Source organism: Vampirovibrio sp., assembly GCF_041737375.1.
Lineage (GTDB): Bacteria > Cyanobacteriota > Vampirovibrionia > Vampirovibrionales > Vampirovibrionaceae > Vampirovibrio.
The window spans coordinates 639,190-666,124 of record NZ_JBGSRV010000010.1; the positions used below are offsets into that span (position 1 = coordinate 639,190).

Consider the following 26,935-nt stretch of genomic DNA (forward strand, 5'->3'; position numbering starts at 1 on the left):
AGGGCTTCCAACTGTTTATGATAAACGCATCGCCTTCGGCCACTCCCAACGCTGAAAACCAAACCGCCAAACCGCTGGATTTTTCCTACCTGCCAGAGCAACCCCTGTACGGAGGGGGAGAGACGGACACTGCGGCCATTGGCTGGCAACTGGCCCCGGAACCATTTTCCATCAGCCAAAAGCAGTGGAACGATTTACAACAGCTAGGGCCTTTGCTGTTGCGGTTTATCAAGGCCATTGATGTTTTATACAAGCAGAGCCAAAATCCCAATTTACCCGTACCCGGCTGGGTGGCCGAATTATACGATCAGGGAAAGCCGGACAGCCTGTTGCAGTTTTCGGCCATGAAGCGGCAAAAAAGCCACTTGCCTTTGGTATTGCGCCCTGACTTACTGTTGCGGGAAAACGACTGGACCCTGTGCGAAATAGACGCCGTTCCCGGCGGACTTGGTTTTACCTCCGCTTTAAACCGGTTTTACCGCAGCAATGGATTTTCGGTGATTGAAGCCCCTGAAGGCTTGCCGGGTGCTTTTTTGGCCATGTTAAAAGCGTTTGCTCCGGAAAAAGAGAATCCCACCATCGCCATTGTCATGTCCGATGAAGCCGCTGATTACCGGGCCGAAATGGCCTGGCTGGTAGAAACCATTCGACAGGGAACGGACCTGGCGCCAGCCTATGACAACCTGTTTTTAGTTCACCCCAAAGACCTGGAGCTGGTGCGTGATCAACTGGTCTTTAAACCCACCAACGCTGGGGAAGGACACTCGAAAGCCGGTGCAGAAAAGAGACTCGAAGAAAAATCGATTGATGTCATTTACCGCTTTTTCGAGCTGTTTGACCTACCCAACATTCCCAAAATTGAATTGATTCAATACGCCGTTAAAAAAGGCTTGGTAAAATGCACCCCCCCCTTCAAACCCCATGTGGAAGAAAAGTTATCGCTAGCCCTGCTGCACCACCCCGTGCTGGCGGAATTTTGGGAAAAAGAGCTGGGCAAAACCGACTTTGAGCAACTCAAGCAATGGGTGCCTCAAGGCTGGATTGTAGACCCCGCACCCTTACCGCCCCAAGCGGTCATTGCCAATTTATTACCCGGCGGCAAGCCCGTGCAAAGCTTCCAGCAATTAAAAACCTTGTCTCAAAAAGAGCGGGAACTGGTGCTGAAACCGTCCGGCTTTTCCCCACTGGGCTGGGGCAGTCGAGGGGTAACCATTGGGCACGATCATGCCACCGACAGCTGGAGCGAGCGGCTGGATCAAGCCATGGCCAGCTTTCCTGAAACCCCCTACATTCTGCAAAAATTTGAAGCGGCTGCCGTGCTGCCCGCCCAACGCCTGAACCCTCAAACGGGCGACATTCAAACCTTCAAGGCCAGAACCCGGCTATGCCCCTACTATTTTGTGCAAGGCGATCAGATAACGCTGGCGGGGGTTTTGGCCACCGTTTGCCCTTCGGATAAAAAACTGATCCACGGCATGAAAGACGCCGTCCTGGCCCCTTGCCAAGTTAAATAAAGCGTTGCAGCTCAATGCGGCTTGCTTCACCCATTAATTGCGCCAGCGCCAAGCGGTAACCATCGGCACCCAGCCCACAAATGACGCCGCTCACCACCGCGCTGAGATAAGAATGGTGTCGAAAGTCTTCTCGCTTGTAAATATTGGATAAATGCACCTCAATCACCGGAGACTTGTAAGCGGCCACCGCGTCTCGCAAAGCCACGCTGGTATGCCCGTAGCCACCGGGGTTAATAATCATCCCGCAGGTCCCGTTGCGGGCCGCCTGCACCCCATCGATCAATGCACCCTCATGATTCGATTGAAAGCATTCCAGCGTAAAGCCGTTTTTCTCAGCCAAGTCGGCCAATTCCCGGTTAATATCCGCCAAGGTTCTGGAACCGTAAAGATGCGGTTCCCGCTCGCCCAGTAAATTGAGGTTGGGGCCATTGATGACTACAATTGTTTTTGTTGTTTCCGCCACAATCAGGGTTCCTTCCATTGGCTTTAAATATTGGGCTTAAGACTATCCTGTAGGCTCCGCCAGCAATTGGGTTTGCCTCAGGCGCAACAGGGCTTCAATAAACCGTGTTAAATCCCCGTTCATCACCCCCTCTACATCAGAGGTTTCCACATTGGTGCGGTGATCCTTGACCATACTGTAGGGATGAAACACATAGGAACGAATCTGGCTGCCAAAGTTCACATCCATCACTTCGCCACGGCTGGCGGCCAGCTTGGCCTCATGCTCGGCGATTTTTCGAGCCAATAACTTGGAGCGCAGCATATCCATGGCAATTTCCCGGTTTTGTAGTTGGCTGCGTTCCTGTTGGCTGCGAACCACAATGCCGCTAGGCTTGTGGACAATGCGCACGGCGGTTTCCACTTTGTTCACGTTCTGCCCGCCAGCCCCACCGCTTCGGCTGGTGTCAAATTCAATGTCTTCAGGACGAATTTCAACATCCGCCGCCGTCACCCCAGTCACTACCGGGCTGACTTCCAGCGAGGCAAAACTGGTTTGGCGCTTGCCAGAAGCATTAAACGGCGATATTCGAACTAACCGGTGAACGCCTCGCTCGGCTTTGGCGTAACCGTAAGCGTATTTACCGCTTAAGCGAATCGAAACACTCTTGATGCCAGCCTCTTCGCCTTCGCTCACGTCCAGAACATCTCGCTTAAAGCCCTGTTGCTCCGCCCAGCGAAGGTACATACGCATCAGCATTTGAGCCCAGTCCTGAGCATCCGTACCACCCGCCCCAGCCGAAATGGAGATAATCACATCACAATGATCGTATTCATCGCTCAACAGGCTTTGCAGCTCCCAGGCGCTTAATGCCCCTTCCAGCCGAGTCAGCTCAGCGTCCAGCTCGGCCAATACCGAGGTATCGCCTTCATCCTGAGCCATTTCCAACAAAACCTGCTGATCGCTAAAGGTGGTTTCCCACAGGGCAATCCGCTCTAAGCTGTCTTTTAAATCGTTTAATGCCTGCATGCATTGCTGGGCTGAATCAGCGTCATCCCAAAAACCGGGCACAGTGCTTTTATGCTCTAAATTGGCGATTTGCTCTCTGATAACGGGTGTGTCAAAGAAACCCCCTTGCCGCTTGCAAACGAGGGGCAAGTGATTCCAGGCGGCGTTTAATATCTGAAAAATCCACGACGAATCCTTTTGGTTGGGCGGTCACTCTATTGTACTGAACCGGGCAGTGGCATCACAAGTCGCAAGGGCAATTTGTCTAAACATCCAAAAACACTCCCAATATAGGCAAAAATACGCCAGATACGGGACGTGTTTGACAAGCCAAACAAGTAGAATATGCTTCAAGTAGAGCATGAATTGAGCGACAGCAGCACCAGCCAGGAGGACCCCCTAAGCCATGAGCCAACCCCCTTTGCCTTTTCGTTTAGGTGCTCCCGTATCGGGTAATCCCTTTTCCAGAGCCGTCAAGGCCACGCTGCCATCCCTTGCCGCAACACCAGTTACCACCAGCGCCGGAGCTACCACCAAACGAAGCAACCCCTTTTTAAGCGCCATGAATACCGAAAGCCAGGAATTCAAGGAAAATTATGGGGTCAACAAACCCCTTAAAGATGCCATGTTTCTGGGCTACCGCGATGAAAAGCCGGTCTTTGGGGGGGGCAGACTGTTTATTCTCTATTAAATACACTTTATAAATGGCCCACCGCAGGCGAGGGGTTTTCATCCCAGGATTCGGTCATGGCTGTCAATAAACTTTGAACATGATGCTTCATATTGTCCCGCAAGGATTCCGGGGATAGCACCTGACAAGAAGTACCGTATTTCAGTAAGCGCAGCATCAAACCTGATGTTTCCGTCACTCTGGCTTTGACATGAATTTCCTGCTCGGCCCGATAAACCACGGTTTCATCCGGGTAAAAGCGGTAACTTTTGGCCAAGCGGCCATACAATGCAAACACCACACTCATTTGTGTTGGAGGACGACGGTTTTTAGAGGGCAATTGCCGAACCGAGCCCACCCTTTCGAGGTCCAGCACCCGTTGCTCCTGAGTGCTTCGATCCAGACCCAGCAATAAAAGTCGACGTCCTCGCTCTATCAGCTCATACGGCTCAATGAGCAACTCCATTTCACCGCACTCAGGGTCCAGATACTGCAACTGCAAGGCAAACGCATCCTGACAATATTGCTGGAATTCATTAAAGCGCTCTCGCCACAAGCTTATGTCCCGGTAAGGTGTGGCTGGAATGAGTGCGGTATCTTCATCCAGCTCCAGAAAACCTGGTGTACCCAACGACCAGGCCAACCCTTCCATAAAGCGGCGATAATCCTGATACAAGGCTTCATCGGGGTGCTTGGCCAAAAGATGCATTAATTTACGAGCAACGGAAATCTCCTGAGGCTCCAGATGCAACAGAAAAGGGTTTCGAAAAAGCTCATAGCAGTAATCGTTCCGGTTGGTCGATCTTGGAATGCGACAACCCGCCTCTCGCAAGGTATTAATGTACTTGGTCAAGGTTTCCGAGTTATAACCCCGGCCAATCATTGGATTATCATAAAGATGCCGGTTAAGCTCCACCAGATTGAGGCTACGGTAACGAACCAGCATTAAAAGAATAAACAGCACCCGGTAGGCCGAAATATTGATATTTTGAAAAACTTCTTGGGGTACACTAGCGGCCGCCATGATCCTCACCTTCTTTTGCCTCATAAAAATCAAGCATGCCACGCAACGTGGTCAATAGGTCTTCTTTAAAAAACGCGGGAGCCATCACCACAAACGGCAACCCCAAAGACAGCAAGGTTTGTTTTAAGTAGAAAAAATCCCGAACCAGCAGGCGCACTTCGTAATAAGGACGAGAGCCATCCACCCACAATCGGCTCTCCTGATAGACTCCCTGATTCGGGTCCAGGCAAAAACCCTGAAATGCCTGCGGAGAGCTGACCATCACTTTCAAAGACACTTCTGTTTTCTTGTGTTGACGAGCCACCAATTCAGCTCGCAACGGATCATTACTCAGCGGGGCCAGCCCTAACATGCGATCCACCCGCAAACTGCTGGGGTCGGGATACTCAGGACGCTCCCCTCGGACATAAACCACCCCTTGCCGGTAAAACAAACTTTCCGGTAAAAACTGGAAAACCTCTTCGCCCTTTAGCGGAGAAACATAGGTGACCTCCAGAAGACTTTCCTCCAGCATGGCCCGCTCCAGCTGCTCAATCCGCTGGCGGCATTCCTGAGAATCCAGACTGCGGCTTTGCACAAAAAGCCGCTCCACCAGCTCGGGAAACCCATTTAAAGACCCCTGAGACACCAGTTTTCTCAACAGGCTGTCCAGGGCCAGCATTTCCGGGTGGGCAAAATGGCGCTGAGCGATAATTTTAGCCTGAGCCAGAGTTTCCAACTGGGCTTCATCCATGGTCAGGTTAAAGGGATGGCTGAGCATTTCGTACGCAAAGCCATTACGGGGACTGGGCCGTCGAATCACGCAGCCTAAGGCCTTCAGGGTGTTGATATAAAGCCATACTGAATCTGACGAGACAGCTTTGCCAATGCTGGGGTCATTGATAAATTTCTGATTTAAGGCCTCCACCGTCAACGGCGCGTCAATCAACCACTGCAATAACTTGAAAATGCGATAGGCCGTTCCATTAAAGGAACGACGAGAAGCGGTCAGACTGGCCGCCTCTGAATCTGCACCCATTTCAGCCAGCAACACCACTATTTGATCCGTATCTACCGATTTTGAACTCACCACAGGGTTCTCATTGATCAACAATTTATCGCTTTTATTTTGCTCAGCAAAGGCTGACATGACATGTATAGTGACTGAGCCGCCCATTTCTGTAAACCGATAAATCTTCGGTTTTCCAAATCTCACCACTGAAAATCATTGTTTCTATTTACCGCAGTCCGCTAGAATAATGGAACTTGCCCCAAAGCAGATGTCTGTATGAACCAAAGCCCTGAGCATAAAGCGTATCCGAACGCCTCTCCGCCCAAAAGCCGACTGGAGCAGGTGGCAATGGCGCGTATTCTGGACATCTTTGAGGAAGACAGCCAGAAAGAAACCGCCGTGGTTCAATCCGTATCCCTTTTCTTCTGGGACAACCTGAGCCAGTGGGCTGGGCAAATCACTTCACACGCCAAGCCATTTACCGTTGCTTTAAGCGGGCCTTCCGGTTCTGGAAAGTCTTTTATACGGGAAACCCTGGTGGGCCAGCTGGCCAAAATCTCGGCGGTATCCTCTTTTACTCAGGACAACTACTATCGGGACTTTGAGGCCGACTTTCCCCACCTGCCGCTGGCCCTTTTTTATGACCAAATTGACTTTGATGATCCCGATCATATCCGCTTCAGGCATTTGGGTCGAGACTTGCAACGGTTTCAGGCCCTGCCCATGGGGAGCGGTATCCAAATTCCTCAATTGCGCTTTGGTACGCCCAGCCAAAAGCCTGCCATTATAGAAGAGGCCTTGCATCTGCCGGTTACACCGTTTATGGTAACCGAAGGCATCCACGCCTTTTATGAGCCGGCCATTTTACCGCTTTACGATTTTAAAATTTATGTGGACATTGATGAGAAAACCCGCAGGCAACGCTGGCTAGCCCGCAACCTCCAGGAAAACCGGGGGGTGACCGATAATATGTGGAACACCACCGTCCACTGCCTGGAGCGCCACATTTTACCCACTCGTGCCGTAGCCGATCTGGTGATTAACAACAACGCACCGGCTTCTCAGGTCACCCACTTCATCAACCGTTTTGTCTCTGCCATTGGCGGGCTTTTAAAAGTGAACCATCAGCATATCGCCTAACCATAAGCCGATTTATGACCAGCCATGCACCCAATTCCAGCATTACAATTCTTTACAATCTATCAACAGAATAGGTTCATGACCTTTTAGTGAGAGCAGCCCTTTTATAGCATTACCACTCTACTCTTTAAAAATTAGAGTGTGGGCTGAAGGCAGGTTACGGGAGAGCACCCCTCTTTGAACACCCAGCAGAGCTTGTATTGGCCTCAGCCATCCCCCTATTATCGCAGCATGTACCCCATGCCGCTAAATCCTGCTGTGCCTCACCACGCCCATCAGCCCCCTTTCGCTCATCAGGCTGGCCACGTGGCCTCTGCCACTGCCCGAGCTATTCAGCCAGTTGCGTTATTAACCCCGCCTCAGCCGCAAACCGCCCCACCGCCAAAAGAAAAAGACGTTTTACGGGACACACCCCTGCGCTATTGGGGTTACTTGAATGAATTTGGCGAATCCTTTAAAGACATTCTAAAATCTCAGCCTGCGGCCGCACCCTACGCCAATGGCATTGTTAAGCACTCTTATTCGGCGGTTGGAGGCTATGTACTGGTTGACGCCTTTAGCAAGGGGCTTCAAGGGGTTAAGCAGGCCCAAAAAGCAGGGCAAAATAAAAAAACACAAACCTTTAACGGGGCCACCGCCAGTTTAGATGCCGCCCTGTTTCAGTACGCCGCCAGTTATTCCCTGCCCGCCTTTGTGGTGGCCGTTACCCGAGACGCCTTAAAACTGGCCTGGAATCGAGTTTTAGACAAAACAGACAAAATAAAAGACATTTTGAAACACGAAATTCAGCACGAAATTGAGGCCAAAGGCTGGTACCGTTTTGATCAAAGAGCGCTGGGACGGGTTAAAAAATTGATTGATGACCACGTCCTGCAAAAAATAAAACCGGCCAAAGCACTGCAAAAAAAAATTAGCGTTCAGGCAGAAAAACGGATTGCCCTTGGCCTGCCACTGCTAGGCAGCTTGGCGGTCATTCCCTTTGTGGTGCATCCCATTGATGCCGGGGTGAATTGGGTGATGGAGCACACCTATCGCCCACTGGTTAAAAAAGCGCGAGCGGCCTTACTGATGAATGGCTAGCTAGGAGAGTTGAAGGCCGTTATAACGGGTCATGGCCTCTTCCACGCCATCATTCATCCAACATTCCACGGCATCCAAGGCGGCATCAATAATTTTAGGCAAATCTTTTTGCTCATCCGGGCCAAATTTGGACAGCACAAAATCCGGCATGGCCATCGGCGCCGGGGGAGAGCCGATCCCAATCCGCAGTCGGGCAAAATTTTGATTGCCGCCCAATTGCTGAATAATCGAGCGCACCCCTTTTTGGCCCGCATCACTGCCGGAAGGGCGCACCCGGATTTTACCAAAGGGCAAAGCCGCCTCATCGTAGATGACCAGCAGCTGATCCGGCCCTAAATCGTAGTAATTCAAAAGCTTAATCACCGATTCCCCAGACAGGTTCATATAGGTTAAGGGCTGGGCTAAAATCAGCTGTTTACCCGCATGTCGCCCGGTTCCCACGATGGCCTTGAACTTGCTGTCATGCTTCCCCGCTATCCCTGCCCTACGGCTTAAAGTCTCTAGCGCCATAAAGCCAATATTATGCCGGGTGGCCTCATACTGTTTACCTGGGTTACCAAGACCCACGATTAAAAATTTATCAGCCATAGCGCTGTTCGCTTTACTTTCTTGCTCAGGGAATCTCTTGTAGTATAGGGGGGCCTGCGGGCAATATTCAATTTAGGATATCCCAAAAACCATGGCCGCCCAAAAAGAAAGACTGGACAAATTAGTGGTGGATCGGGGCTTGTGTAGCAGCCGAGCCCAGGCCCAGGCTTTAATTATGGACGGCAAAGTGCGCGTAAAAGGGGAAGCGGTTAAAAAACCGGGAACCCTTATTTCGATTGAGGAAGCGGACATTACGGTCAGCGACATTCAGCCCTATGTCAGCCGAGGGGGCCTGAAGCTGGCCAAAGCGCTACCCCGTTTTAATATTCAGGCCCAACACAGGGTTTGTATTGACGTGGGGGCTTCTACCGGCGGATTTACGGATTGCCTGTTGCAGCATGGCGCAAGCGCCGTGATGGCGGTGGATGTGGGCTACGGGCAACTGGACTGGAAATTACGCAGCGATCAGCGGGTACAGGTTTTAGAAAAAACCAATATTCGGGAACTACAACCCGCTCAGCTCAATGCCATACCCTCACTGGGGGTGGTGGATACCTCGTTTATCTCCCTAAAAAAAGTGCTTCCGCCCCTGTCTGTTTTGCTGACCCCGGATGCCGAAATGGTGGCCCTGCTCAAACCCCAGTTTGAACATAAGGATTATCTGCATGATCCCGGCTTTAAAGGGGTGGTTAAAGGCCAGGAGAATCATCAACGAATCTTGAGTGGCGTTTTGGATGACTTAAAAAGCCTGATGCCCTCATGGGCGCTCTCAGACCTTGACTTTTCGCCCATTACCGGGCCCAAGGGTAATATTGAATTTCTGCTATACTATACCAGAGGAACCTACAGTAAAGCGCATGCGCCAATCATGGATAATCCAACCTTGATTGCGGCAGTTATTACAAAAAGTTACGATGCGCTCCCACTGAAATAGCCCAAAGCGCCTTTTTTCTAAAGTTCTGGCCAAAAGCGCCGAAGAGAATTTATAGCAGATAACGATGGAGTGTTAGACTCAATGCGGCCAAATCAGCATCCGTATCGCCATACACCTCATAACCAGCCTAAAGTGATCGCGATATCAGCCACTCGCTCTAATATTCTGCCCACCCTGGCCTGGCAACTGGGCCTGGCTGGTTTACTGTACAGCCTGTTGATTGGACTGGTTCAGTAAAGGAACTGGCAAGTGACATTATCGACGCCCTGCTGCTGAATAAATACCTTTCAGAATGCGCAAGCACCACCCGGTATTTATTTTTCAAATTGACAAGCGGGAAGTCCTGTTGAAAAATCTTCATTATGATGACTCAACCTTCCCCGGAGCCAAACGCTTCCGAATTTGAAAAAACGACCCGGCAAACCCCTTTGTACTCTAATCATGTGGCCCGTGGGGCTAAAATGGTTGACTTTGCAGGGTGGCAAATGCCCTTGCAATACAGCAAGGTGATGGAAGAGCATCACGCCGTTCGCCAAAGCGCAGGACTGTTTGATATCTCACACATGGCGCTGGCCATTGTCTCTTGCGGCGATGTGGAAACCAGCAGGGCCTTTCTGGATCGGCTGGTGCCTCAAAACCTGAACAAGCTGTTTCCGGGCAAAGCCGTTTATACCCAATTTCTGAATGAGCAGGGCGGCATTCTGGACGATATTATTGTCTACCTGCTGCCAGAAGTCTCCAGCCTGAACGGCTTTCAGGAATTTATGGTCATTTGCAACGCGGGCAACGCCCAAAAAGATGTGGACTGGATGCGTGAGCAAGTCAAAACGCTGCGTTATCCGGGCATTCAAATTAACGATCTGTACGCACAGCACAGCCTGTTTGCATTGCAAGGCCCCTTGTTTGCCGATGTTCTTGCCCGTACCGGCTTTGACACCGATCACCTGCCCAAGCGCTTCCACTTGACCCCAGCGCAAATTCAGGAAGCGCCGATACTGCTTTCCAGAACCGGGTACACCGGCGAGGATGGGGTAGAAATTATCGTTCCCAATGAAAAAGCCGATTACTTATGGAATTTGCTGCTGGATTTGGGAAAACCCATTGGCTTGCAACCCATCGGGCTGGGCGCACGGGATACCTTAAGGCTGGAAGCGGCCTATCCGCTTCACGGTCACGATATCAGCGAAAGCACCACCCCGCTGGAAGCTGGACTGGGCTGGTCCGTCAAGCTGGACAAGCTCGGAGACTTTATTGGCAAAGAGGCCCTGATTCACCAGATGGAACAGGGGCTAGACAAAGCATTTTATTGTTTTACTATCAACAAACGCACCATTGCCCGCCAACACGATGTCATCTTTAAAGAAGGTGTTCCCATTGGCGAGGTAACCAGCGGCTCTATTTCCCCCTTGTTCAATGTACCCATTGGCATGGGTTACATCAATGCCAACACCATTGTTGGCCCCGGCGACACCATTCAAGTCCGGGTGCGTGGCAACGATGTGGACGCCGAAATTGTTGAAAGACCTTTTTATCAGAAGTAAATCGCTTTTAGGAGAAACACCCCATGGCCACCGAATACATCATGCCAGACGACATTTTGCTGGCAGAAACCCATGAATACGTTCGCACCATGGATGATGACCGGGTGCGGGTAGGCATTACCGAATACGCCGCCGCGCAACTGGGCGATATCGTATTTGTAGAACTGCCTGAAATTGGCCAGACCTTTGACCCCAATGAATCGTTTGGCTCCATTGAGTCCGTCAAGGCCCAATCGGATTTATACTTGCCTGTGGGCGGAGAAATTATCGCCATCAATAGCCAACTGAGCGAAGAGCCGCAAATGGTGAACGATGACCCTTACAACGGTGGCTGGATGCTGGAAATCATGCTTTCAAATCCAGAAGATTTGAAAAAACTGATGGATGCCAAAACCTACCTGAAGTTCATTGAAGAAACCAATTAGGCGCAGCGTTTAAACCTCTCCTCAGTCATGCGGTAGACTTGGCGTTGTTGGCACGTCCATACTATAATGGATACAAAAGCAAGAGGGGCTCATCAAACAGACACATTCGTGTCAGTGGATGCATCTTGCTGGTGTGTTTCAATGGTAAAGCAATGGCCCAAAAGCGACTTCATTTAGAAGAAAGGCAAAGCCATGTACAACTTTCTTCCCCATACCGAGGCGGAACGGCAGTTAATGCTGGAAAAAATTGGGGTGCATCGTATTGAGGATCTGTTTAGCGACATTCCGGGCCAGCTGCGGGAAAACATTCATTACACCACACTGCCCCAACAGGGTTTAACCGAAATCGAGCTTCAGCAGGAACTGGCTGAACTGGCCCGCCTGAATCCAGGGGCTTCCATGGCCTGCTTTTTGGGAGGCGGGGCCTATAACCGATTCATCCCCATGGCGGTGAACACCATTGCCAGCCGATCCGAATTTTACACGGCCTACACCCCCTATCAGCCAGAAATTGCCCAAGGCACCCTGCAAGTAACCTACGAGTTCCAAACCATGATTTGCGAGCTGACCGGGATGGACGTGGCCAACGCTTCCGTATATGACGGGGCTTCCGCCGTGACAGAAGCAGCTTTTATGGCCATGCGGGCCACCCGACGGACTCGCATTCTGATTGCCAACTCCGTTCACCCCGATTACCGACAGGTTTTAAAAACCTATGCCGAAGGGCTGGGCGATGTTACTTTGGTGACGTTTGATCCCATGAAACCGGGCGAACTGCTGAATAGCACTCACCCAGAAGCGTCTAAAACCGCCTGTGTGATTATTCAAGTGCCCAACTATTTTGGCGGGCTGGAAGAAACCGAAACCATCCGCCAGTTCTGCGAGGCCAGTGGGGCCTTTTTCATTGTTTCCGCCGAACCCGTCTCTATGGGGCTTCTCAAGCCTCCCGGCCAGTACGGGGCCGATATTGTAACCGGGGATATTCAACCCCTGGGCAACCATTTATCCTTTGGTGGGCCTTATGGCGGGTATATCGCCACCAAAAACAGGCATGTCCGCCAGTTGCCGGGTCGTTTGGTGGGCAAAACCGTGGATAAAAACGGCAAGCAGTGCTACACGCTAACCCTGCAAACCCGTGAGCAACATATTCGTCGGGAAAAAGCCACCAGCAATATCTGCACCAATCAAGCCCTGAATGTGCTGAAGGCCACCGTGTACATGGCGCTGGTAGGCCCCAATGGGCTAAAGCATCTGGCCAACCTGTCGGTGCAGCGCACCCATGCCTTGGCCAGCCGACTGAAAAAACTGCCCGGTGTCAGCTTATACGTTTCCGGTCAGCCGTTTTTGTTTGAAGTGGCCTTGCGTTTCCCCATTCCGGTCAAACCTTTGCTGGCCAGTCTGGAGCAGCAAGGCATACTGGGCGGCATTGAACTGGAGCGCTTCTACCCGGACGCTAAAAACTGCCTGCTGATTACTTGCACCGAAATGACCTCGCCCGCTGAGATAGAGCGCTATATTCAGTGCGTGGAGGCCCACTTTAAGCAGATGGAGCCTCTAGGCCCCGGTAAACCCAAGGATTATCTGGAACAAATGGAGGCCACTTGCTAATGACCACCCAGGTTTTGGAACCTTCCATTTTTGAAATGTCTCGCCCCGGTGCCCAAGGGCTGGTAATGCCTGCGGTTGGGGTTGAGGAAAAGCCGCTAGAATCCCTGATTCCACCGGGCTTATTACGCACAGAACCGCCTCGCCTGCCAGAAATGTCTCAAATGGACGCGGTTCGGCATTTTTTAAGGCTGTCCCAGCTCAATCACTGCATTGACAAGGAATTTTACCCGTTGGGTTCCTGCACCATGAAGTACAACCCCAAAGTTTGCGATTACTACGGCATGCTGGACGGGCTGACCCGCCTGCACCCCATGACCCCGGATCATCTCAGTCAGGGGGCGCTGCAAACCATCTACACCCTTCAGCAGTATCTGGCCGATATTACCGGCTTCCATGCGGTCAGTTTGCAACAAGCGGCGGGGGCGCAAGGGGAATTGGTGGGCATTATGATGATCAAGGCCCACTTTCAGCATATAGGTGACACCCAGCGCACCGAAGTGATTGTACCGGACTCGGCCCACGGCACTAACCCGGCCTCGGCGGCCATGTGCGGTTACAAAATTGTGGAAATCAAATCCACGGCGGGTGGACTGGTTGATCTGGAGCGCTTGAAAACGGCCCTCTCCCATAAAACGGCTGCGGTCATGCTCACCAATCCCAGTACGGTGGGGCTTTTTGAACGAGATATTCTGGAAATCACCCAACTGGTGCATGAGGCGGGTGCTTTTATGTATTACGACGGTGCCAACCTGAACGCGGTAATGGGGCAGGCCAAACCCGCGGATATGGGCTTTGATGTGATGCACATCAACACCCACAAAACCTTTGCCACCCCTCACGGCGGCGGTGGTCCGGGCTGTGGTCCTGTGGCAGTGACCGAAACGCTGGCTCCTTATCTGCCAGCGCCATTTGCCGATTTTGACGGACAGAAATACTATTTAAGCAACGATCGCCCCCTGACGGTGGGCAAGGTAAAGGCGTTTTACGGCAACTTTGAAATGATAGCCCGTGCTTTGACCTATATTAAAGCCTATGGTGCGGATGGACTGGCTCAAGTTAGCAAAGACGCCGTACTCAACGCCAACTATCTTAAAGCCTGCTTGAAAGATGACTATCAACTGGCCTTTGATCAAGTGTGCAAGCACGAGTTCATTTTGACCAATGCCAAACAAAAAGGCTACGACAGCCATTTAAACACCATGGCCATTGTAAAGCGCCTGATGGATTACGGATATCACCCGCCTACCGTGTACTTTCCGCTCATTGTGCCGGAAGCCATGATGTTTGAGCCGACTGAAACGGAATCCAAAACCACGCTGGATCAATTTGTGGTGGCCATGAAGGCCATCGCCGAAGAGTGCCGCACCAACCCGGAACTGGTGTTAAACGCACCCTACACCACCCCGGTGAGCAAGGTGGATGAAGTAGGCGCAGCCCGCAACCCGGATTTAAACTACTTCGCCTCAAAAGGTTCAGAGTAAACACGTTTTACAGCAATGAATAGAATAACAGGGCTGCTTCTCTGTGAAGTCAGCTCTGTTATTGATTAATAAATTATTCCCTTTTAGCGCTTTTAAACCCGGTTTAAATCAGGTTTAAAGCGGCAAAGGCTGAGCGAACGCTTTCGGCATTAAAACTGCCCGCTTGTTGAGGCAAAACCGGAAGCAAGCCCAGCAGGGGAACCGGCAAAAAGTTTTCCAGCGTTTCGGCCAGCGATGGAACCGAAGGATCCGGGTCATCCGGCTTCCAGCCTGAAATGACCACCCCTTTTACTTCCAGCCGCTGCCGTAACAGGGTTTCCACCGTTAGTAAAGTATGGTTAATGGTTCCCAAATTAGGCCGAGCCACCACCACCACCGGCAATTGCAGCATTCGGGCCAAATCCAGCATTTCAAAGCGATTGGCAATAGGCACCCGAATCCCTCCAGCCCCTTCCACCAGAACCGTTTTGTGCTGGGCTTGCAGCGCCTTAAAATCCTGCAGGATTTTTCGAGGCTGGATGGTGCGCTCTGGATCGGCGGCATAGGGAGCTACTGGCAGTGGGAAGCAGTAAGAGCAGAAGGTTTCCACCGAGTCTCCCACCCATTGCTTCACCTGCTCAGGATCTTCCGGGTGCGCCGGATCGGGACAGCCGGTTTGAATGGGCTTAAACACACAGAACGGCTCGTCTCTGCTTTTAAGCAGGGCGGCAAGGCCCGCAGTCAACACGGTTTTGCCAACGCCTGTATCGGTTCCGGTTATAAAAAGAGACATCAGCCCGCCTTCGGAACAGTTTGGCTTAAACGCTTAGGGCAACTTCTTTTTCCAGAGGGCGATCAGCCACAGGGTGAACCCGGCTGGCAAAGCGGGGCATAATATCAGCGGAGGTCATTAAGCCAAAGAAGCCTCTCTGGTGCATTTCCACAGCCCGCAACATAAAGCCCAGCGCTGGCCCGCAAACGTTATCCACCATGGTGGCCTCATCGCTCACCACAAACTGATGGCTACCCACCGCACCGGTCATGGTGCGACCGGTGACCGTAACCGTGGTGCTAACTGGCTTTTTGGCGTTACGAGTATCCACAAGGCCACCCACCCGGACCCGATCACGAGAACAGACCCCAGCCAACTCCAGAATCACATCATCGGCGTGTTCCATGTCCACCAGCTTCAATAAGCCGTTCCGCACGCTCAGCTCTTCAGAAATTTCTTCATCGCTCATGCAGGCCACCCGCTTGGCATCAAAGCCTTCCAGGTGAATAAAATCTTCACGCACCGTGGCTTTGTAGGCTTCCCAGTTGGCAATGCCTACGCCAAAGTGAATGTTTACATCCAGCACTTCCACAAAGGAATGGGCGGCAACGGCGGCCACAGTGGTAAGGAAGCCCGGCGTAGCGCCCGCCCCAGTGATATACAGAATCCCTTGCTGGCGTAAGTCATCATGCAGTTCAAACAAGCGCTCAACGGCTTCGGTGCGCTTCAGGGCGTCTACAAAAACGCCTCTGAACCCGGTCTCATCGGCAATGCGCTTTACGGTTTCGGCAAAAAACTCAACCGGCAAATTGGGCAATGCCATAAACACAGCGTCAATCTCGGTTCCATGGGCTTTCAACAAGCTAATCATGGAATCACTATCAGCCTGTAGCGGATGGCTCAACTCATAAGCGTCCGTTAGGCCCAATCCATTGGCATTAAAGGCATAACCCTGGCTATCGGCCACGGCCACCAGTTTGAAATCGGGACGTTGAGGAATTAAGCGGGCCATTCCTTTGCCCAAACCGCCAAAACCAAATACCGCAACACGAACTGCCTGTTCCATACCTAAAAATCCTCATCTCATTGCTGATGGCATATTCATCACTCTAGCCAAAAGATCGCCGAGATACAAGCACACCAACGCTGTATGCTACGATGAAACACCCCTTGGTTTTAACCCTGCCCCGCCGACTCCTGAAGCAACTGCAAACGCCCCACATGGTTAAAATGACAGACCGCCAAGGCCAAACCGTCGGCAGCGTCATCGGGGGTTGGTTTTTTGGGCAGATTCAGCAAGCCCACCAATGCCTCCTGCACCTCCGATTTTTCGGATTTGCCATAGCCCGTAATGGCCTGTTTCACCTGCATGGGGGTATATTCGTAAACCGGCAGGTCAAAGCGATAGGCCAGCATCAGCAACACCCCTCTGGCCTGAGCCACCGGAATAATGGTGGTGTTGTTGCGAAAATAAAAAAGGCGCTCGATAGAAACCACATCCGGGCGCAACTGTTCCATAATCTGGGTCATATCATCATGGATTTCTTGCAGGCGGGCCCCAACCGTTTTATCCTTGCTGGTGGCGATAATACCCCACTGCGAGGCCCCAAATTCCTGACCCGCCCAGCCGGTGGCCGTATTTTGATCCCGCACGGTTTCCAGCAGCCCAAAGCCCACTCTGCCCAAACCCGGATCAATGCCTAAAATTTTCATACTGGCATTATAGCAAGTCCAATCAAACCTGTTTCAGGGCCATCAACGCCCACCCCGCAAGGAGACGATACCACGCATGGGCCAAGCCATCCCCTCTCTTTTCAAGCATTACGGGTCATTCCAATCGGTATGGGTGATGGCCCTTTTGGGGTGCTTGCTGGGTCTAAGCGCCCCTGGTTACCCTTTTTGGTGGACAGCCTGGGTGGCCTTCATTCCGGCCCTATTCTGGGCTTACCAGTACCCGGATTCTGACTTTAAAAAAAAGTGGCTGGGCGGATTTTTGTTTGGATTTTGCTTTCAAGCGCTTTATTGTTTGTGGTTTTTTGACCTGCACCCCTTAACATGGCTTGGCTTTGACGAACTCAGCAGCCGATTGGTAACGCTGGCAGGCTGGCTTTTAATTGGCATTGAGGGAGGCTTGCTGACCAGCGTGTTTTTCGCCGTTTATCAGCCAAAAACACCTAGGCTGGTTCGCATTTTTGGGCTGCCTATCCTGTGGATTAGCCTGTTTCTTCTGCTGAACCTTACCCCGATGGCCTTGCCCTGGGGCATGCTGGAATTTACCCAGGCCCCCATCAGTTCCATGCGCTGGTTGGCCGGAGCCACCGGAACCGGATTGGCCATTACCGGACTGCTGGTGCTGCATAACGTGCTTTGGGCAGAAGGTCTGTTGTGGCTGAAAGCCCGAAATAGAATGGCTAAAGAAGCCTCTAAAAGTTGGCTTTTGCTGATGTCAATTGGCAGCTTATTGTTTCCGGCCTTGCTGGGCGGATTAAACCTGTGGCCAAAAGAGCCTCATCAAACAGCAGACAGCCACTACCCGTTGCCCATTGCCATTGTGCAGGCCAACTTGCCAATAGAGGTGATTCGATCCGGTAGGCTCAGCCAGCGGGACATTGAGCCTGCCTATCTCGCACCCATCCGAAAAGGCCAATTCCCGGCGGGAACACTGGTGCTTTTCCCGGAAGAAGGGGTGGTGCCGGGCTTGGTATCGATCCATCAACCCACCAGCAATGGGTTTTTCAACACATTAATGCGGCTGGCCCAACAAAAAAACATTTATATCGCCGTGGGAGTCAGCACGCTTGGGGAACAGAATGCCTTGTATAACAGCATTGCCCTGATTTCATCGACACCCCACCCCGCAGTGACATTTTATAACAAGCGACGACTGGTACCATTTGGCGAATATACCCCCTATGAGCTAGGTTCTCGACTAACCAGCCTTTTAAATGCCTTTCAGGTGGACTATTCAGCGCCCTATTCGGCAGGATTATCCGATGCGCCGCTATTAGCAGGCAGCCATTCTCTGGGTGGGCTGCTTTGCTTTGAGCTGATAGACCCCTTGTATGCCCAACGTTATCGACAAAAAAAAGTGAGCCTGCTCATTAACCTGAGCAATCTGGGCTGGTTTCATCAAAATTCGCTGATTGAAAATCAATTCCTGGCCATTGGGCAAATTCGGGCGGCAGAAAGTGGTATTCCCCTTGCCATTGCCAGTAATACCGGAATTTCCGCCATTTTGTCCGCATCCGGGGAGGTTTTAGAGCGAACGCAACCCCAAACCCAACCTCCAAACCCGCCACAGAGACAACCCTCTCAACTTATTTTTCATCAAAAATAGAAGTTAGATCCCCCATATAATGCTTTCTGTCTCCTTAAAAACACCCAAATTTAATAAAGTAAGATTATACTAAGTAGATAACTGCGAAACGGTAGTGGGCCGTTTACACTGGTTCGTCAAAAAATGGATCGACATCGCTCGATACAACCGGAGCAATCTGCGTTCGCCATGACATCATCAAACCTTAAACTGGTAGCCATTGGGCTTTATAAGCCCAGCGTATCAGGGCTTATTTTGCATTGCGAAGAACTTTACGTGTATGGCGTGCTGAGCCAACTGGCCCGCTTTACCGAAATCCAATACAAGGACTTTGCAACCTTAACCGACAAAATTGAACCCAACTGGATGAACCCGGAAACCATCGACGCCCTAATCCACCCCCCATCCGAGTTGAGCCAGATTTGCCAATCCACCCGAACCCAATTTATATTTACAGGCGCGTTATTGCAATCGGAAACCATCAAAAGCGAAGTCCAAATTCGTTTTCAGCTTTATGAGGCTAACACCAACCAGTTCTTGATTAATCAAACCACCACATTGTCTCTGGATACTGAAACGCTGGGCGATGGCGGTGATCCCCAAATCCCGGTGAGCGAATTAAATCGAGCCATCAACCAAACGGTGGGCCTGTTTATTCAAGCCATCTACCCCCAAAAGGGCAACGCTGAAAACTATCTTCCCGAAACGCTAGCGCCTTTCAGTGAGTCTCTATCGGCCATGAAGCTGGTATTAAAAGCCCATAGAAGCCAGGATTTTGCCGAAAAAATAGCCTTGTATGAAAGCGCTATTCGGGAAGACCCCAAGATGGAAACCAATTATCACCACCTGGCTCGTATCTTTAAAAATGAATACGAACTGGAAAAAAGCGTGGTGTTTTACCGCGAAGCGTTGAAAATTTCACAGGCATGTTCTCGCAACAAGGCCATTTACGCCACTGAAGCGGGTATTTGCTGCGCCTTGCTGAACCGCAACGATTTGGCGCTGCAATGGTGGGAGCGGGCCCTACAGTACGATGCGACCTACTTAAACCCTTACTTTAATATTGCCAATACATTAGAAGATCAGGAAGACTACGCCGGGGCAGAGCGCTACTTTATGCAAGCGCAAACCTTGGCCCCCGGTGATTTTAGAACCTTTTTAAACCTGGCGCGCATTTACTCCAAAATGGGGGTATGGGACAAAGCCCTGAGCCAGTACCAATACCAACTGGCCGCCGAAGAAGGAGATCCTTGGTGCCATAGCGATTTGGCCACTTGTTATCTCAATCTGGGTGATTTATCCAACGCCAAGCGGCATTTGGAAAAAACCGTAGCGCTGGACCCCAACGGTGAAGCGGGCGAATACGCCCAACTCATCCTGAGTGGCCTTGGCTAACCGGGCGGATTGCACACACCCGATTGGCCTGCTTGCTAGCCCCCTCAGCCTCCGTGGGATTCTCATCAAACCCAAAGCCTTTGCCTGCATGAACCCAGCGCTTCCTTGAGCGTGGCAGGGTGGTTGCTTGCATGGGTTTTCCCTTTCCTGAATAATGATTCGGGCTAAAGTAGTGTCCAGAAATCATGTCCTCAAGCGGTTTCGGAATGCCCGCAGGCTGCATCGGTTCCAAAAACCGGTTCATCTGTTTTTACCCACACAACCGTTACCTCATTGTACTTTGCTGACACTTTACCGTTTAAAGACCACTAAGTGTTAAGTTTTTTTACAACCCAAATCAGACGAATCAGCACAAATGGGTGTTGAGGTGTTTTAAAAAGTCAAGATTTACACAAGTTCCACCAATCAGGAGATTCTTTCCATGAGCTATCTGCCCCCCAACCCATACGCGCCAATGCCCCAGGCATTCCCACCCCAAGCGGGCCCGGCTTTTCCCCCAGCCATGGCCAACCCCATGGGCGCACCGGGTGGCATGATGCCCGGCGGTATGGATCCGATGGCCGCCTTACAGGGCATGGGTGGATTTCCCGGCGCTGCCGCAGTTGGGGCCGGCATGGGACAGGATTCCTTTGGCCCTCAACCCGGTATTCCCGGTGGCCCAGGTGGGATGCAAGCCCCCCCTGCTCAAGCTCAGCAACCGGGTGTTTTCCAGCATCAGTCTGGCGGCTTTGCCGATAAAAACACCACCTTATCCAACGGTAGTTTCTGGACCAGCTGGAAGGGCCTTTCAACCATTGGCGTAGGCGCGATAGGCACAGCTTACGCAATATGGGCGCTTTTAAAAGGAAGCTTAACCCCCTGGAAAGCCCCAGCCGCTCAAAAAGCATTTTCTGAATTAGGCACCGACATTCAAGCCAAAGTAAAAGAATTACCAGACAATGCCAAAAACGCCCTGGAAAACTTGAAGAGCAAGATTACCAAAGCGAACGCAGACGCTGAATATAAAACCTTTGAAGAAACTTTCAAGTTTGTGGATGAGGATTTGACCGAATTAGCATCCGACAAGCTGACCAAAGTCAAAGACCTCAAAACTGCATATACCGAACATGGGGAAACCATCAAAAAAGGCGTGTCTGAAGGTAAGAAAGTAGCCGACATTGACGGCAAAGAGGCTACAAAAAAGATTGAAGCCGCCGAAGCAGCATTCGCCAAAGAAGCCGACTTCGTCAAAGCCCCCCCTGCTGCAAACACACCAGCCGCAACCCAAGCAGAGGGTAACGCTGCAAACACACCAGCCGCAACCCAAGCAGAGGGCAACGCTGCAAACACAGGAACCAAAGATGGCTGGTTTCGTTCAGGCTTGAACTGGGCAACTCGTAAAAATAAAAGTTAATTCTCCGCCGCTAAATCATTGGCGCAAATAAGCTACAATAAGGCTGGATCGTGTGATTCGGCCTTATTGTTTTAGGGAGTTTATGATGCAGCCAGTTCAACCCAAGGCCCTGCAACCGGGGGACACCATTGCCATTATTTCGCCCGCCGGGGCCACCCCTTGCCCCCCTACAAACCAGCCCGATGCTTTTGCCCAAGGGGCGGCCTTGCTGGAAGCAGCGGGCTTTGTGGTGAAACTAATGCCCCACGCCAAAAACAAACACCTGTATTTGGCAGGCACCGATGCCGAACGGCTGGCCGATTTGCATGCCGCCTTTGAAGACCCCACCGTGCAAGGCATTTTGTGCGCCCGAGGCGGCTACGGCTGCATGCGCTTGCTGGACTCTCTGGATTTTGAAAAGATTGGCCAAAACCCCAAGGTACTGATTGGGTTTAGCGACATTACCAGCCTGTTATTGTCCATTTACGAGCGCACCGGACTGGTGGGCTTTTATGGCCCCATGCTCACCTCCAATCTGGCGCATGGAGAACCCTATAGTCAGGCCGAACTATTTCGGCTGGTGCAGGGTCAGGCTCCCATCCCGTTTAATATCCCTAACCGAGATGCTTATCATTGCTTTCAACCCGGCATTGCCGAAGGCAGGTTAACCGGGGGCAATCTCTCTCTGCTAGCAGCTTTGTGCGGCACGCCGTTCCAGCCCAAAACCGCTGGCCATATATTGTTTATTGAAGACTGGCACGAAAAGTACTACACCCTGGATCGCCAGTTTCAGCAGTTAAAAATGGCGGGGCTTTTTGATCAGATTCAAGGCTTGTTGCTGGCTGATTTTTCTGAAATTGAAACCGAGCCAGAACAGGAGCTACCGGCGTTTTTAAACGCACTGACCTCGTTTTTAAAGGTACCCGTGGGTTTTGGCTTTTCGGTAGGCCACGGCGAACAAACCGCAACCCTTCCCATTGGATGCCAAGCCCGCTTTGATGCCACTCAAGGCATACTCACGCTTCTGGAATCACCCGTTTCCTTTCCAAAAGAGCTCCTAAGCGTTTGAATTAAAGCGAGGCAGGCTCTGGCAAATCAGCGGCGGCAGGGTCTACCTCCTGCTGATTCAAACGCGCACCCGGCTTCACGGGTAAAGGCAAAGCGCCGCCTGCTTCCGACGCACCTTCTATAGGCATACCCAGTGGCATGGCAAGCGGCTTGCCGTCTGGCCCCCGGGGTGCCGATTTTTTCTCGCCTTCCGTGCCACGGCCCAGTTTTAAAATGCTGAACTTTCGGATCAATCGCCCCGAGGAGGAGGCTCCTCCCACAAAATGATCCGGGGATAGCGCAGCATCCTTGGCTGTTGAGGTCGGCTGAACGGCTGGTAGCTCGTTATCGGCACCCGATGAACGGGTGAGCTGGATGACCGGCTCCGGGACAGTGACATCCGGGGTCATGGCAATCATGCCTGCCCGAAATTTAACCGGCACCGTTTGTTCCACTTGCCCTAAAGCCAGGTTAAAAATAATAAAATCGGTAGAACCCGCCGTAGCGACATAAGCACGCTGCTCAGAAGGCACAGCCACCACGCTGGAAGGGAAACTTTCACCCACTAGTGGAATAAAAGGTTTTGTAGTACGGCTTCCCAGATTAATCACATCGAAACGGGCATCTCCAGCGGAAAGAACAAACAACTGATTATCATAAACAATCATATCCACTGGCTTTTGGCCCACAGGCAAGGTTTTCAAAACAGTCCCTTGCAAGTCCATCACCGAAACCTGAGCGTTGCTGCGGCTGGCCACCCAAATTTCCAGCGCCCCGTCAGAATTTTTCAGCGCTTTAATGGCTGAAATATCAGGCAAGGCCGGAATGGTTTTCTCAACCGTGCGGGTGATCAAATTGACCAGATACAGTTTGGACTGCCCCGAATCGGCCACCAACAGAATGGACTCACCGGGAATCATGGCCATAGCCCCGCCATTTCCCGGCAAAGCAATATTGGCCCCACTTTGCAGCGTTTTAACATCAACCACGGACAAGAGCGGAGAATATCGGTTGCTGACAACCACCTCTTCGCGATCCGGCACATACAACACCGAATCTGGCCGCTCACCCACCGGCACACGGGTTTTTACCAAATTAGACCCCGTATCCACCACCACCAGCTCATTGGTGGAAAGGCACGGAATAAACAACAAGCTTCCGTCTGGCGAAAGCTTCATTCCGGCAGGCACACTACCCAAGGGGACTTCGCCAGTCACCTTGCCGGTCAGCGGTTCAATGGCAAGCACCTTCTGGTCATTGAGGTCAAAAACGTAGGTCAGCCGGTTGGTTACCGTCAATTGGGCAGCCTGCCCGCCCTGTTTGGCCAAAGTGACCGAGGGAGGCACGATTAAAGGATTTTTAGCGGGTACATAAGAAGGGTTATAAGGCAAAGCGCCTAAAATAATTTTTAACTCCACCGGAATAAACAAGTTGTTGGGCATCACAAAATCCTGCGGCAATAAGCCTTCCCGCAGTTGCATGGGATATTCCGCCATTTTAGGAAAGGTAAGCCGCCCGGAAGAAGTTAAAATCAGCTTCATCAGAAAAAAATTGTTATCAAACTGAATGATTTCGGGATACGGCACATTTTGCGGCATAGTGGCAATCACCCGCTGAGAGTCGGGGTCCAGATCAGGATCCTGAGGAATGACCGGTACATAGGATTCCCCATTGCTGAACAACACCAGCCCATCAAAGCGAACCTTAACCTGAGTATCCTTCTGGCGCAGGTAATTCAAAATACCAGGGGGCAGTTCTGTGGCCCAGGCCAACGACCCGCCTGAAACGGCAAAACCCAAGGCACAACTGGTGGCCATTACCACACGATGCCAAAAAGAAAGTCTCTGTCCGATCATAATCACTCTTCGCTTTATTCTCGTTAAATTTAATGACGGCAAAAGGGAAAAAAGTTTTCCAACTGCGGCCCCAAACCTGAAAAAAGTTCAAAACGTCTTTCAGGCCGGAACTTTAGGCAATAACTCAACCGGAAGTTCAATTTCGCCCTTGAACGCATAAGTAGCCGGGCCGCTCATCAACACGGAAGACCGAGGATTTCCATCCCATTCAATCCGCAAAGCACCACCGGGCAGGGCCACTTGAACATCCTGATCGGCTTTACCCAACATAATAGCGCCCACCGCCGTGGCGCAGGCACCTGTTCCGCAGGCCAGTGTAAACCCGCAACCTCGCTCCCAAACCGTTACTTTCAAATGATTGCGGCTCAAGGTTTCAATAAATTCCACATTGGTTTTGGCAGGAAAAGCGGCATGTTTTTCCAAAGCAGGGCCATAAACAGCAGGATCCAGCTTTTGGGGCAACTCATCCTGAAAAACCAGACAATGCGGGTTGCCCATACTCACCGGAGTAACAGGGACCGATTGCCCTAACACGTCTAAAGCCAATCGCTGCACCGGAAACTGAGCGCCGGGTGCCACAAAAGGAATTTGCGCAGGCTCCAGAACAGGAGGCCCCATATCCACAGTAACGCTACGATCGACGTTGATTTTAGGGCTAATTGGTCCTGCCAGTGTTTCCACGGTAAAGGCATCCCGGTTAATCAGGCCCAAATCACGAACAAACAAGGCAAAACAGCGAATGCCGTTGCCACACATCTCAGCCCAGGTGCCATCGCTGTTCAGGTACACAAAGCGAACATCAAAGCGGGTAGGGTCTGAAGGCGGAACCGGCAAAATCAAACCATCCGCACCCACCCCGAAATGCCGATCACATAAAAAAGCGGCTAATTTCTCCAGGGTTTCTTTTTGGCGGTCGGGGTGCAAATCCAAACCCGCCACATCGGGGCCGGATAACATCACAAAATCGTTGCCCAGCCCATGCATTTTGGTAAATGGAATTTTTACGCTCATTTGAGGAGAACCCATGGCTCAATAAAAGTCTGTTATACAATACTAGCACCATGACCACTTCCGTTAAAGCAACCCAACCCCAACCAACGCCCCAAAAGCGCCAATCCATCCTTCTGGATAGCTTGTTGCTGATTGCGGTGTGTTTTATTTTGTTTTTTTTAAAGCTGGGCAGTTATCCGCTGTTTGATCTGGATGAACCTCGTTATGCGGAAGCCGCACGAGAAATGCTGGAAAGCGGCAACTGGGTCACCCCCTATTTCAACTATGAAGTTCGCTTTGAAAAACCCGTGCTGTTCTACTGGTTGATTGCCTTGGCCTATAAGTGGTTCGGCTTGTCGGAGTTCTCGGCCCGGTTTTTCAGCGCGGTGGGCGCCAGCGCCATTGTAGGTATGGTTTATGCCTTTGGCGGCCATTTTATTTCCCGGCAATACGGCCTTTACAGCGCGCTTATATTGGCCACCAGCATTCTTTTTATTGGCATCGCCCGCATGTCCATTACCGATATGACGCTGGCCTGTTTTATGACCGGCACCACACTTTGCCTGTTTTTAGCGGCCCATAAAAATTTAAAATGGTGGCTGGCAGCAGGGGCCGTTGCGGGCTTGGGTATTTTAACCAAAGGCCCGGTGGCTTTAATTTTACCCGGCGCTATTTTTACGCTTTACACACTGGTAACCGCACAATTCAAACGCTGCCTGCTAAACCGCTGGTTGCCTTTGGCCCTGTTGATTGCCCTACTGATTGCCGGGCCTTGGTATGTGGCTATTTACCTGGAAAACGGCCCTATTTTTATCGAATCACAATTCATGAACAACGTCACCCGCTTCTCCGATGTGGTTTCAGGACACCAACAACCGCCCTATTTTTATCCCTTGGTGCTCATCGTGGGCTTTTTGCCCTGGACGCTTTATTTGCCCGCCGCCATCGCTCAGCTTTGGCACGATTTCAGAACCAATCACCGCCCATGGATTGCCCACTCCCATTTCCCCTACCTCATTTCGCTTTATAGCGCTTTGTGGATAGCTTTTATTTTTATTTTTTTCAGTCTAGGCAGTACCAAGCTATTAACTTATATTTTGCCGCTTTTTCCAGCGCTGGCCTTATTAACGGCCACCGCATGGCATCGGTTTATTTCAGAGGACAAGGGGTCCACCCTGAAGGCATCGGGCTGGTTCCGCATTCCGAGTTTGATTTTGCCGATTGGCATTTTGGTGGGCGGCACGGTTTTTATAACCAACATGGATAAGCTACTCCCCCGTGAAGCCGCAGGCATTGAAGCCAACAGCTACAACCTGATGGCGGTGGCCGTTTTAATGCTGGGTGCCTTGTGTACCACTTGGCTGATTCACCAAAAACGGGCTGAACAGGCCCTAAAAGCACAAGCGCTTACCATGATGGTACTGGTTGCGGTGGCCATGCAAGGCATTGTGCCAAACGTCAGCAAAGCGGCCCAAAGTGTTATGATGGGATTTCTGAAAAAGACCAATGGGCAACCCCTAATGCTCTACGAAATTCAGCGGACCAGCCTCACTTTTTATGGCCAGCGTAGAGTTCCCCGCTATGTTGAAGAGCAACAAACCGCTATACTGGCCGAATTAGACAAAAGTCCCCAAACTTTCGTCATCACTAAAAACCAGCATGTGGACAACTTCCGCCCCCTGATTCCCCGGACTTACCAGTTGAACATTGTTGAAAAAGACGCTGTTTATAGTTTACTTTCAGTACGCAAAAAGCCTTGAGC

Annotated in this window: 25 protein-coding genes; 15 read left to right on the plus strand and 10 right to left on the minus strand. The window is 51.3% G+C overall.

Annotated elements, in window-relative coordinates; translation table 11 throughout:
* The first annotated feature begins 17 nt into the window (after positions 1–17).
* Positions 18–1,514 (plus strand): hypothetical protein, encoded by a 1,497-nt coding sequence (locus ACEW81_RS07945; protein ID WP_373532434.1) that lies wholly within the window; start codon positions 18–20, stop codon positions 1,512–1,514.
* Here the strand turns inward: ACEW81_RS07945 and aroQ are convergent.
* Positions 1,507–1,995, minus strand: a complete 489-nt coding sequence (gene aroQ, locus ACEW81_RS07950) for a type II 3-dehydroquinate dehydratase (protein ID WP_373532435.1) — start codon at positions 1,993–1,995, stop codon at positions 1,507–1,509. The genes ACEW81_RS07945 and aroQ overlap by 8 nt on opposite strands.
* A gap of 24 nt (positions 1,996–2,019) precedes the next feature.
* Positions 2,020–3,151 (minus strand): peptide chain release factor 2 gene (prfB, locus tag ACEW81_RS07955; RefSeq protein ID WP_373532436.1). Its coding sequence is split into 2 segments (ribosomal slippage): positions 2,020–3,078 and positions 3,080–3,151, totalling 1,131 coding nucleotides; the frame shifts between segments, so codons are not numbered across the junction.
* Between the two features lie 219 nt (positions 3,152–3,370).
* Here prfB and ACEW81_RS07960 point away from each other — a divergent pair.
* Positions 3,371–3,655 (plus strand): hypothetical protein, encoded by a 285-nt coding sequence (locus ACEW81_RS07960; protein WP_373532437.1) that lies wholly within the window; start codon positions 3,371–3,373, stop codon positions 3,653–3,655.
* A gap of 7 nt (positions 3,656–3,662) precedes the next feature.
* Here the strand turns inward: ACEW81_RS07960 and ACEW81_RS07965 are convergent, their stop codons facing one another.
* Both ACEW81_RS07965 and ACEW81_RS07970 read right to left on the minus strand, forming a co-directional pair.
* Positions 3,663–4,658: a helix-turn-helix transcriptional regulator gene (locus ACEW81_RS07965; RefSeq protein ID WP_373532438.1), complete on the minus strand. Its 996-nt coding sequence runs from the start codon at positions 4,656–4,658 to the stop codon at positions 3,663–3,665.
* Positions 4,645–5,727 (minus strand): helix-turn-helix transcriptional regulator, encoded by a 1,083-nt coding sequence (locus ACEW81_RS07970; RefSeq protein WP_373532439.1) that lies wholly within the window; start codon positions 5,725–5,727, stop codon positions 4,645–4,647. Before ACEW81_RS07970 ends, ACEW81_RS07965 begins: the two co-directional genes overlap by 14 nt.
* A 198-nt stretch (positions 5,728–5,925) precedes the next feature.
* On the opposite strand from ACEW81_RS07970, the gene ACEW81_RS07975 reads away from it, so the two are divergent.
* The gene (locus ACEW81_RS07975; protein WP_373532440.1) at positions 5,926–6,789 is read left to right on the plus strand and encodes a uridine kinase family protein; all 864 of its coding nucleotides are present in this window, start codon (positions 5,926–5,928) and stop codon (positions 6,787–6,789) included.
* Positions 6,790–6,966: 177 nt separating this feature from the next.
* Positions 6,967–7,869, plus strand: a complete 903-nt coding sequence (locus tag ACEW81_RS07980) for a hypothetical protein (RefSeq protein WP_373532441.1) — start codon at positions 6,967–6,969, stop codon at positions 7,867–7,869.
* Here ACEW81_RS07980 and pth read toward each other — a convergent pair whose 3' ends face one another.
* Positions 7,870–8,457, minus strand: a complete 588-nt coding sequence (gene pth / locus ACEW81_RS07985; protein WP_373532442.1) for an aminoacyl-tRNA hydrolase — start codon at positions 8,455–8,457, stop codon at positions 7,870–7,872.
* 91 nt (positions 8,458–8,548) lie between these two features.
* Here pth and ACEW81_RS07990 point away from each other — a divergent pair, with 91 nt between their 5' ends.
* The 6 genes from ACEW81_RS07990 (at position 8,549) to gcvPB (ending at position 14,446) form a co-directional block, all read left to right on the plus strand.
* Entirely contained in the window at positions 8,549–9,391 is an 843-nt protein-coding gene (locus ACEW81_RS07990; RefSeq protein WP_373532443.1) for a TlyA family RNA methyltransferase, read from the plus strand.
* 81 nt (positions 9,392–9,472) lie between these two features.
* Entirely contained in the window at positions 9,473–9,628 is a 156-nt protein-coding gene (locus tag ACEW81_RS07995; RefSeq protein WP_373532444.1) for a hypothetical protein, read from the plus strand.
* A 125-nt stretch (positions 9,629–9,753) separates the two neighbouring features.
* The gene (gene gcvT / locus ACEW81_RS08000) at positions 9,754–10,932 is read left to right on the plus strand and encodes a glycine cleavage system aminomethyltransferase GcvT (protein ID WP_373532445.1); all 1,179 of its coding nucleotides are present in this window, start codon (positions 9,754–9,756) and stop codon (positions 10,930–10,932) included.
* Positions 10,933–10,955: 23 nt separating this feature from the next.
* On the plus strand, positions 10,956–11,357 hold the full coding sequence (gene gcvH / locus ACEW81_RS08005) for a glycine cleavage system protein GcvH (protein WP_373532446.1): 402 nt from the start codon (positions 10,956–10,958) through the stop codon (positions 11,355–11,357).
* Between the two features lie 192 nt (positions 11,358–11,549).
* Positions 11,550–12,965: an aminomethyl-transferring glycine dehydrogenase subunit GcvPA gene (gene gcvPA, locus ACEW81_RS08010; protein ID WP_373532447.1), complete on the plus strand. Its 1,416-nt coding sequence runs from the start codon at positions 11,550–11,552 to the stop codon at positions 12,963–12,965.
* Positions 12,965–14,446, plus strand: coding sequence for an aminomethyl-transferring glycine dehydrogenase subunit GcvPB (gene gcvPB / locus ACEW81_RS08015; RefSeq protein WP_373532448.1), 1,482 nt, complete (start codon positions 12,965–12,967; stop codon positions 14,444–14,446). The genes gcvPA and gcvPB overlap by 1 nt, the downstream gene beginning before the upstream one ends.
* Positions 14,447–14,549: 103 nt before the next feature.
* On the opposite strand, the gene bioD is transcribed toward gcvPB, so the two are convergent.
* From bioD to ruvC, 3 genes are all read right to left on the minus strand, one after another.
* Positions 14,550–15,218, minus strand: a complete 669-nt coding sequence (bioD, locus tag ACEW81_RS08020) for a dethiobiotin synthase (RefSeq protein WP_373532449.1) — start codon at positions 15,216–15,218, stop codon at positions 14,550–14,552.
* 25 nt (positions 15,219–15,243) lie between these two features.
* A complete protein-coding gene (locus ACEW81_RS08025; RefSeq protein WP_373532450.1) occupies positions 15,244–16,263 on the minus strand; it encodes a saccharopine dehydrogenase-like oxidoreductase in 1,020 nt (339 codons plus the stop codon).
* 110 nt (positions 16,264–16,373) lie between these two features.
* Positions 16,374–16,910 (minus strand): crossover junction endodeoxyribonuclease RuvC, encoded by a 537-nt coding sequence (gene ruvC, locus ACEW81_RS08030; RefSeq protein ID WP_373532451.1) that lies wholly within the window; start codon positions 16,908–16,910, stop codon positions 16,374–16,376.
* A gap of 76 nt (positions 16,911–16,986) precedes the next feature.
* On the opposite strand from ruvC, the gene lnt reads away from it, so the two are divergent.
* The 4 genes from lnt to ACEW81_RS08050 all read left to right on the plus strand — a co-directional run bounded on the left by lnt (position 16,987) and on the right by ACEW81_RS08050 (position 22,349).
* Positions 16,987–18,534, plus strand: coding sequence for an apolipoprotein N-acyltransferase (gene lnt / locus ACEW81_RS08035; protein ID WP_373532452.1), 1,548 nt, complete (start codon positions 16,987–16,989; stop codon positions 18,532–18,534).
* Positions 18,535–18,702: 168 nt separating this feature from the next.
* Entirely contained in the window at positions 18,703–19,908 is a 1,206-nt protein-coding gene (locus ACEW81_RS08040) for a tetratricopeptide repeat protein (protein WP_373532453.1), read from the plus strand.
* A 421-nt stretch (positions 19,909–20,329) separates the two neighbouring features.
* A complete protein-coding gene (locus ACEW81_RS08045; RefSeq protein ID WP_373532454.1) occupies positions 20,330–21,301 on the plus strand; it encodes a hypothetical protein in 972 nt (323 codons plus the stop codon).
* A gap of 82 nt (positions 21,302–21,383) precedes the next feature.
* Positions 21,384–22,349 (plus strand): S66 peptidase family protein, encoded by a 966-nt coding sequence (locus tag ACEW81_RS08050; RefSeq protein ID WP_373532455.1) that lies wholly within the window; start codon positions 21,384–21,386, stop codon positions 22,347–22,349.
* 1 nt (position 22,350) lies between these two features.
* Here the strand turns inward: ACEW81_RS08050 and ACEW81_RS08055 are convergent, their stop codons facing one another.
* Positions 22,351–24,183: a YncE family protein gene (locus ACEW81_RS08055; protein WP_373532456.1), complete on the minus strand. Its 1,833-nt coding sequence runs from the start codon at positions 24,181–24,183 to the stop codon at positions 22,351–22,353.
* 99 nt (positions 24,184–24,282) lie between these two features.
* Positions 24,283–25,194: a diaminopimelate epimerase gene (dapF, locus tag ACEW81_RS08060; protein WP_373532457.1), complete on the minus strand. Its 912-nt coding sequence runs from the start codon at positions 25,192–25,194 to the stop codon at positions 24,283–24,285.
* A gap of 50 nt (positions 25,195–25,244) precedes the next feature.
* Here dapF and ACEW81_RS08065 point away from each other — a divergent pair, with 50 nt between their 5' ends.
* Positions 25,245–26,933 (plus strand): ArnT family glycosyltransferase, encoded by a 1,689-nt coding sequence (locus tag ACEW81_RS08065; RefSeq protein ID WP_373532458.1) that lies wholly within the window; start codon positions 25,245–25,247, stop codon positions 26,931–26,933.
* The last annotated feature ends 2 nt before the right edge of the window (positions 26,934–26,935 follow it).

Coding starts and splice junctions, on each gene's coding strand:
- aroQ (WP_373532435.1), bottom strand. CDS start 1,995: ATGGAAGGAACCCTGATTGTGGCGGAAACAACAAAAACAATTGTAGTC.
- gcvH (WP_373532446.1), top strand. CDS start 10,956: ATGGCCACCGAATACATCATGCCAGACGACATTTTGCTGGCAGAAACC.
- ACEW81_RS07945 (WP_373532434.1), top strand. CDS start 18: ATGATAAACGCATCGCCTTCGGCCACTCCCAACGCTGAAAACCAAACC.
- lnt (WP_373532452.1), top strand. CDS start 16,987: ATGGGCCAAGCCATCCCCTCTCTTTTCAAGCATTACGGGTCATTCCAA.
- pth (WP_373532442.1), bottom strand. CDS start 8,457: ATGGCTGATAAATTTTTAATCGTGGGTCTTGGTAACCCAGGTAAACAG.
- ACEW81_RS07960 (WP_373532437.1), top strand. CDS start 3,371: ATGAGCCAACCCCCTTTGCCTTTTCGTTTAGGTGCTCCCGTATCGGGT.
- gcvPB (WP_373532448.1), top strand. CDS start 12,965: ATGACCACCCAGGTTTTGGAACCTTCCATTTTTGAAATGTCTCGCCCC.
- dapF (WP_373532457.1), bottom strand. CDS start 25,194: ATGAGCGTAAAAATTCCATTTACCAAAATGCATGGGCTGGGCAACGAT.
- ACEW81_RS07975 (WP_373532440.1), top strand. CDS start 5,926: ATGAACCAAAGCCCTGAGCATAAAGCGTATCCGAACGCCTCTCCGCCC.
- ACEW81_RS08045 (WP_373532454.1), top strand. CDS start 20,330: ATGAGCTATCTGCCCCCCAACCCATACGCGCCAATGCCCCAGGCATTC.
- ACEW81_RS07990 (WP_373532443.1), top strand. CDS start 8,549: ATGGCCGCCCAAAAAGAAAGACTGGACAAATTAGTGGTGGATCGGGGC.
- ACEW81_RS08055 (WP_373532456.1), bottom strand. CDS start 24,183: ATGATCGGACAGAGACTTTCTTTTTGGCATCGTGTGGTAATGGCCACC.
- gcvT (WP_373532445.1), top strand. CDS start 9,754: ATGATGACTCAACCTTCCCCGGAGCCAAACGCTTCCGAATTTGAAAAA.
- bioD (WP_373532449.1), bottom strand. CDS start 15,218: ATGTCTCTTTTTATAACCGGAACCGATACAGGCGTTGGCAAAACCGTG.
- ACEW81_RS08065 (WP_373532458.1), top strand. CDS start 25,245: ATGACCACTTCCGTTAAAGCAACCCAACCCCAACCAACGCCCCAAAAG.
- ACEW81_RS08040 (WP_373532453.1), top strand. CDS start 18,703: ATGACATCATCAAACCTTAAACTGGTAGCCATTGGGCTTTATAAGCCC.
- ACEW81_RS08050 (WP_373532455.1), top strand. CDS start 21,384: ATGATGCAGCCAGTTCAACCCAAGGCCCTGCAACCGGGGGACACCATT.
- ACEW81_RS08025 (WP_373532450.1), bottom strand. CDS start 16,263: ATGGAACAGGCAGTTCGTGTTGCGGTATTTGGTTTTGGCGGTTTGGGC.
- ACEW81_RS07965 (WP_373532438.1), bottom strand. CDS start 4,658: ATGGCGGCCGCTAGTGTACCCCAAGAAGTTTTTCAAAATATCAATATT.
- ruvC (WP_373532451.1), bottom strand. CDS start 16,910: ATGAAAATTTTAGGCATTGATCCGGGTTTGGGCAGAGTGGGCTTTGGG.
- gcvPA (WP_373532447.1), top strand. CDS start 11,550: ATGTACAACTTTCTTCCCCATACCGAGGCGGAACGGCAGTTAATGCTG.
- ACEW81_RS07995 (WP_373532444.1), top strand. CDS start 9,473: ATGCGGCCAAATCAGCATCCGTATCGCCATACACCTCATAACCAGCCT.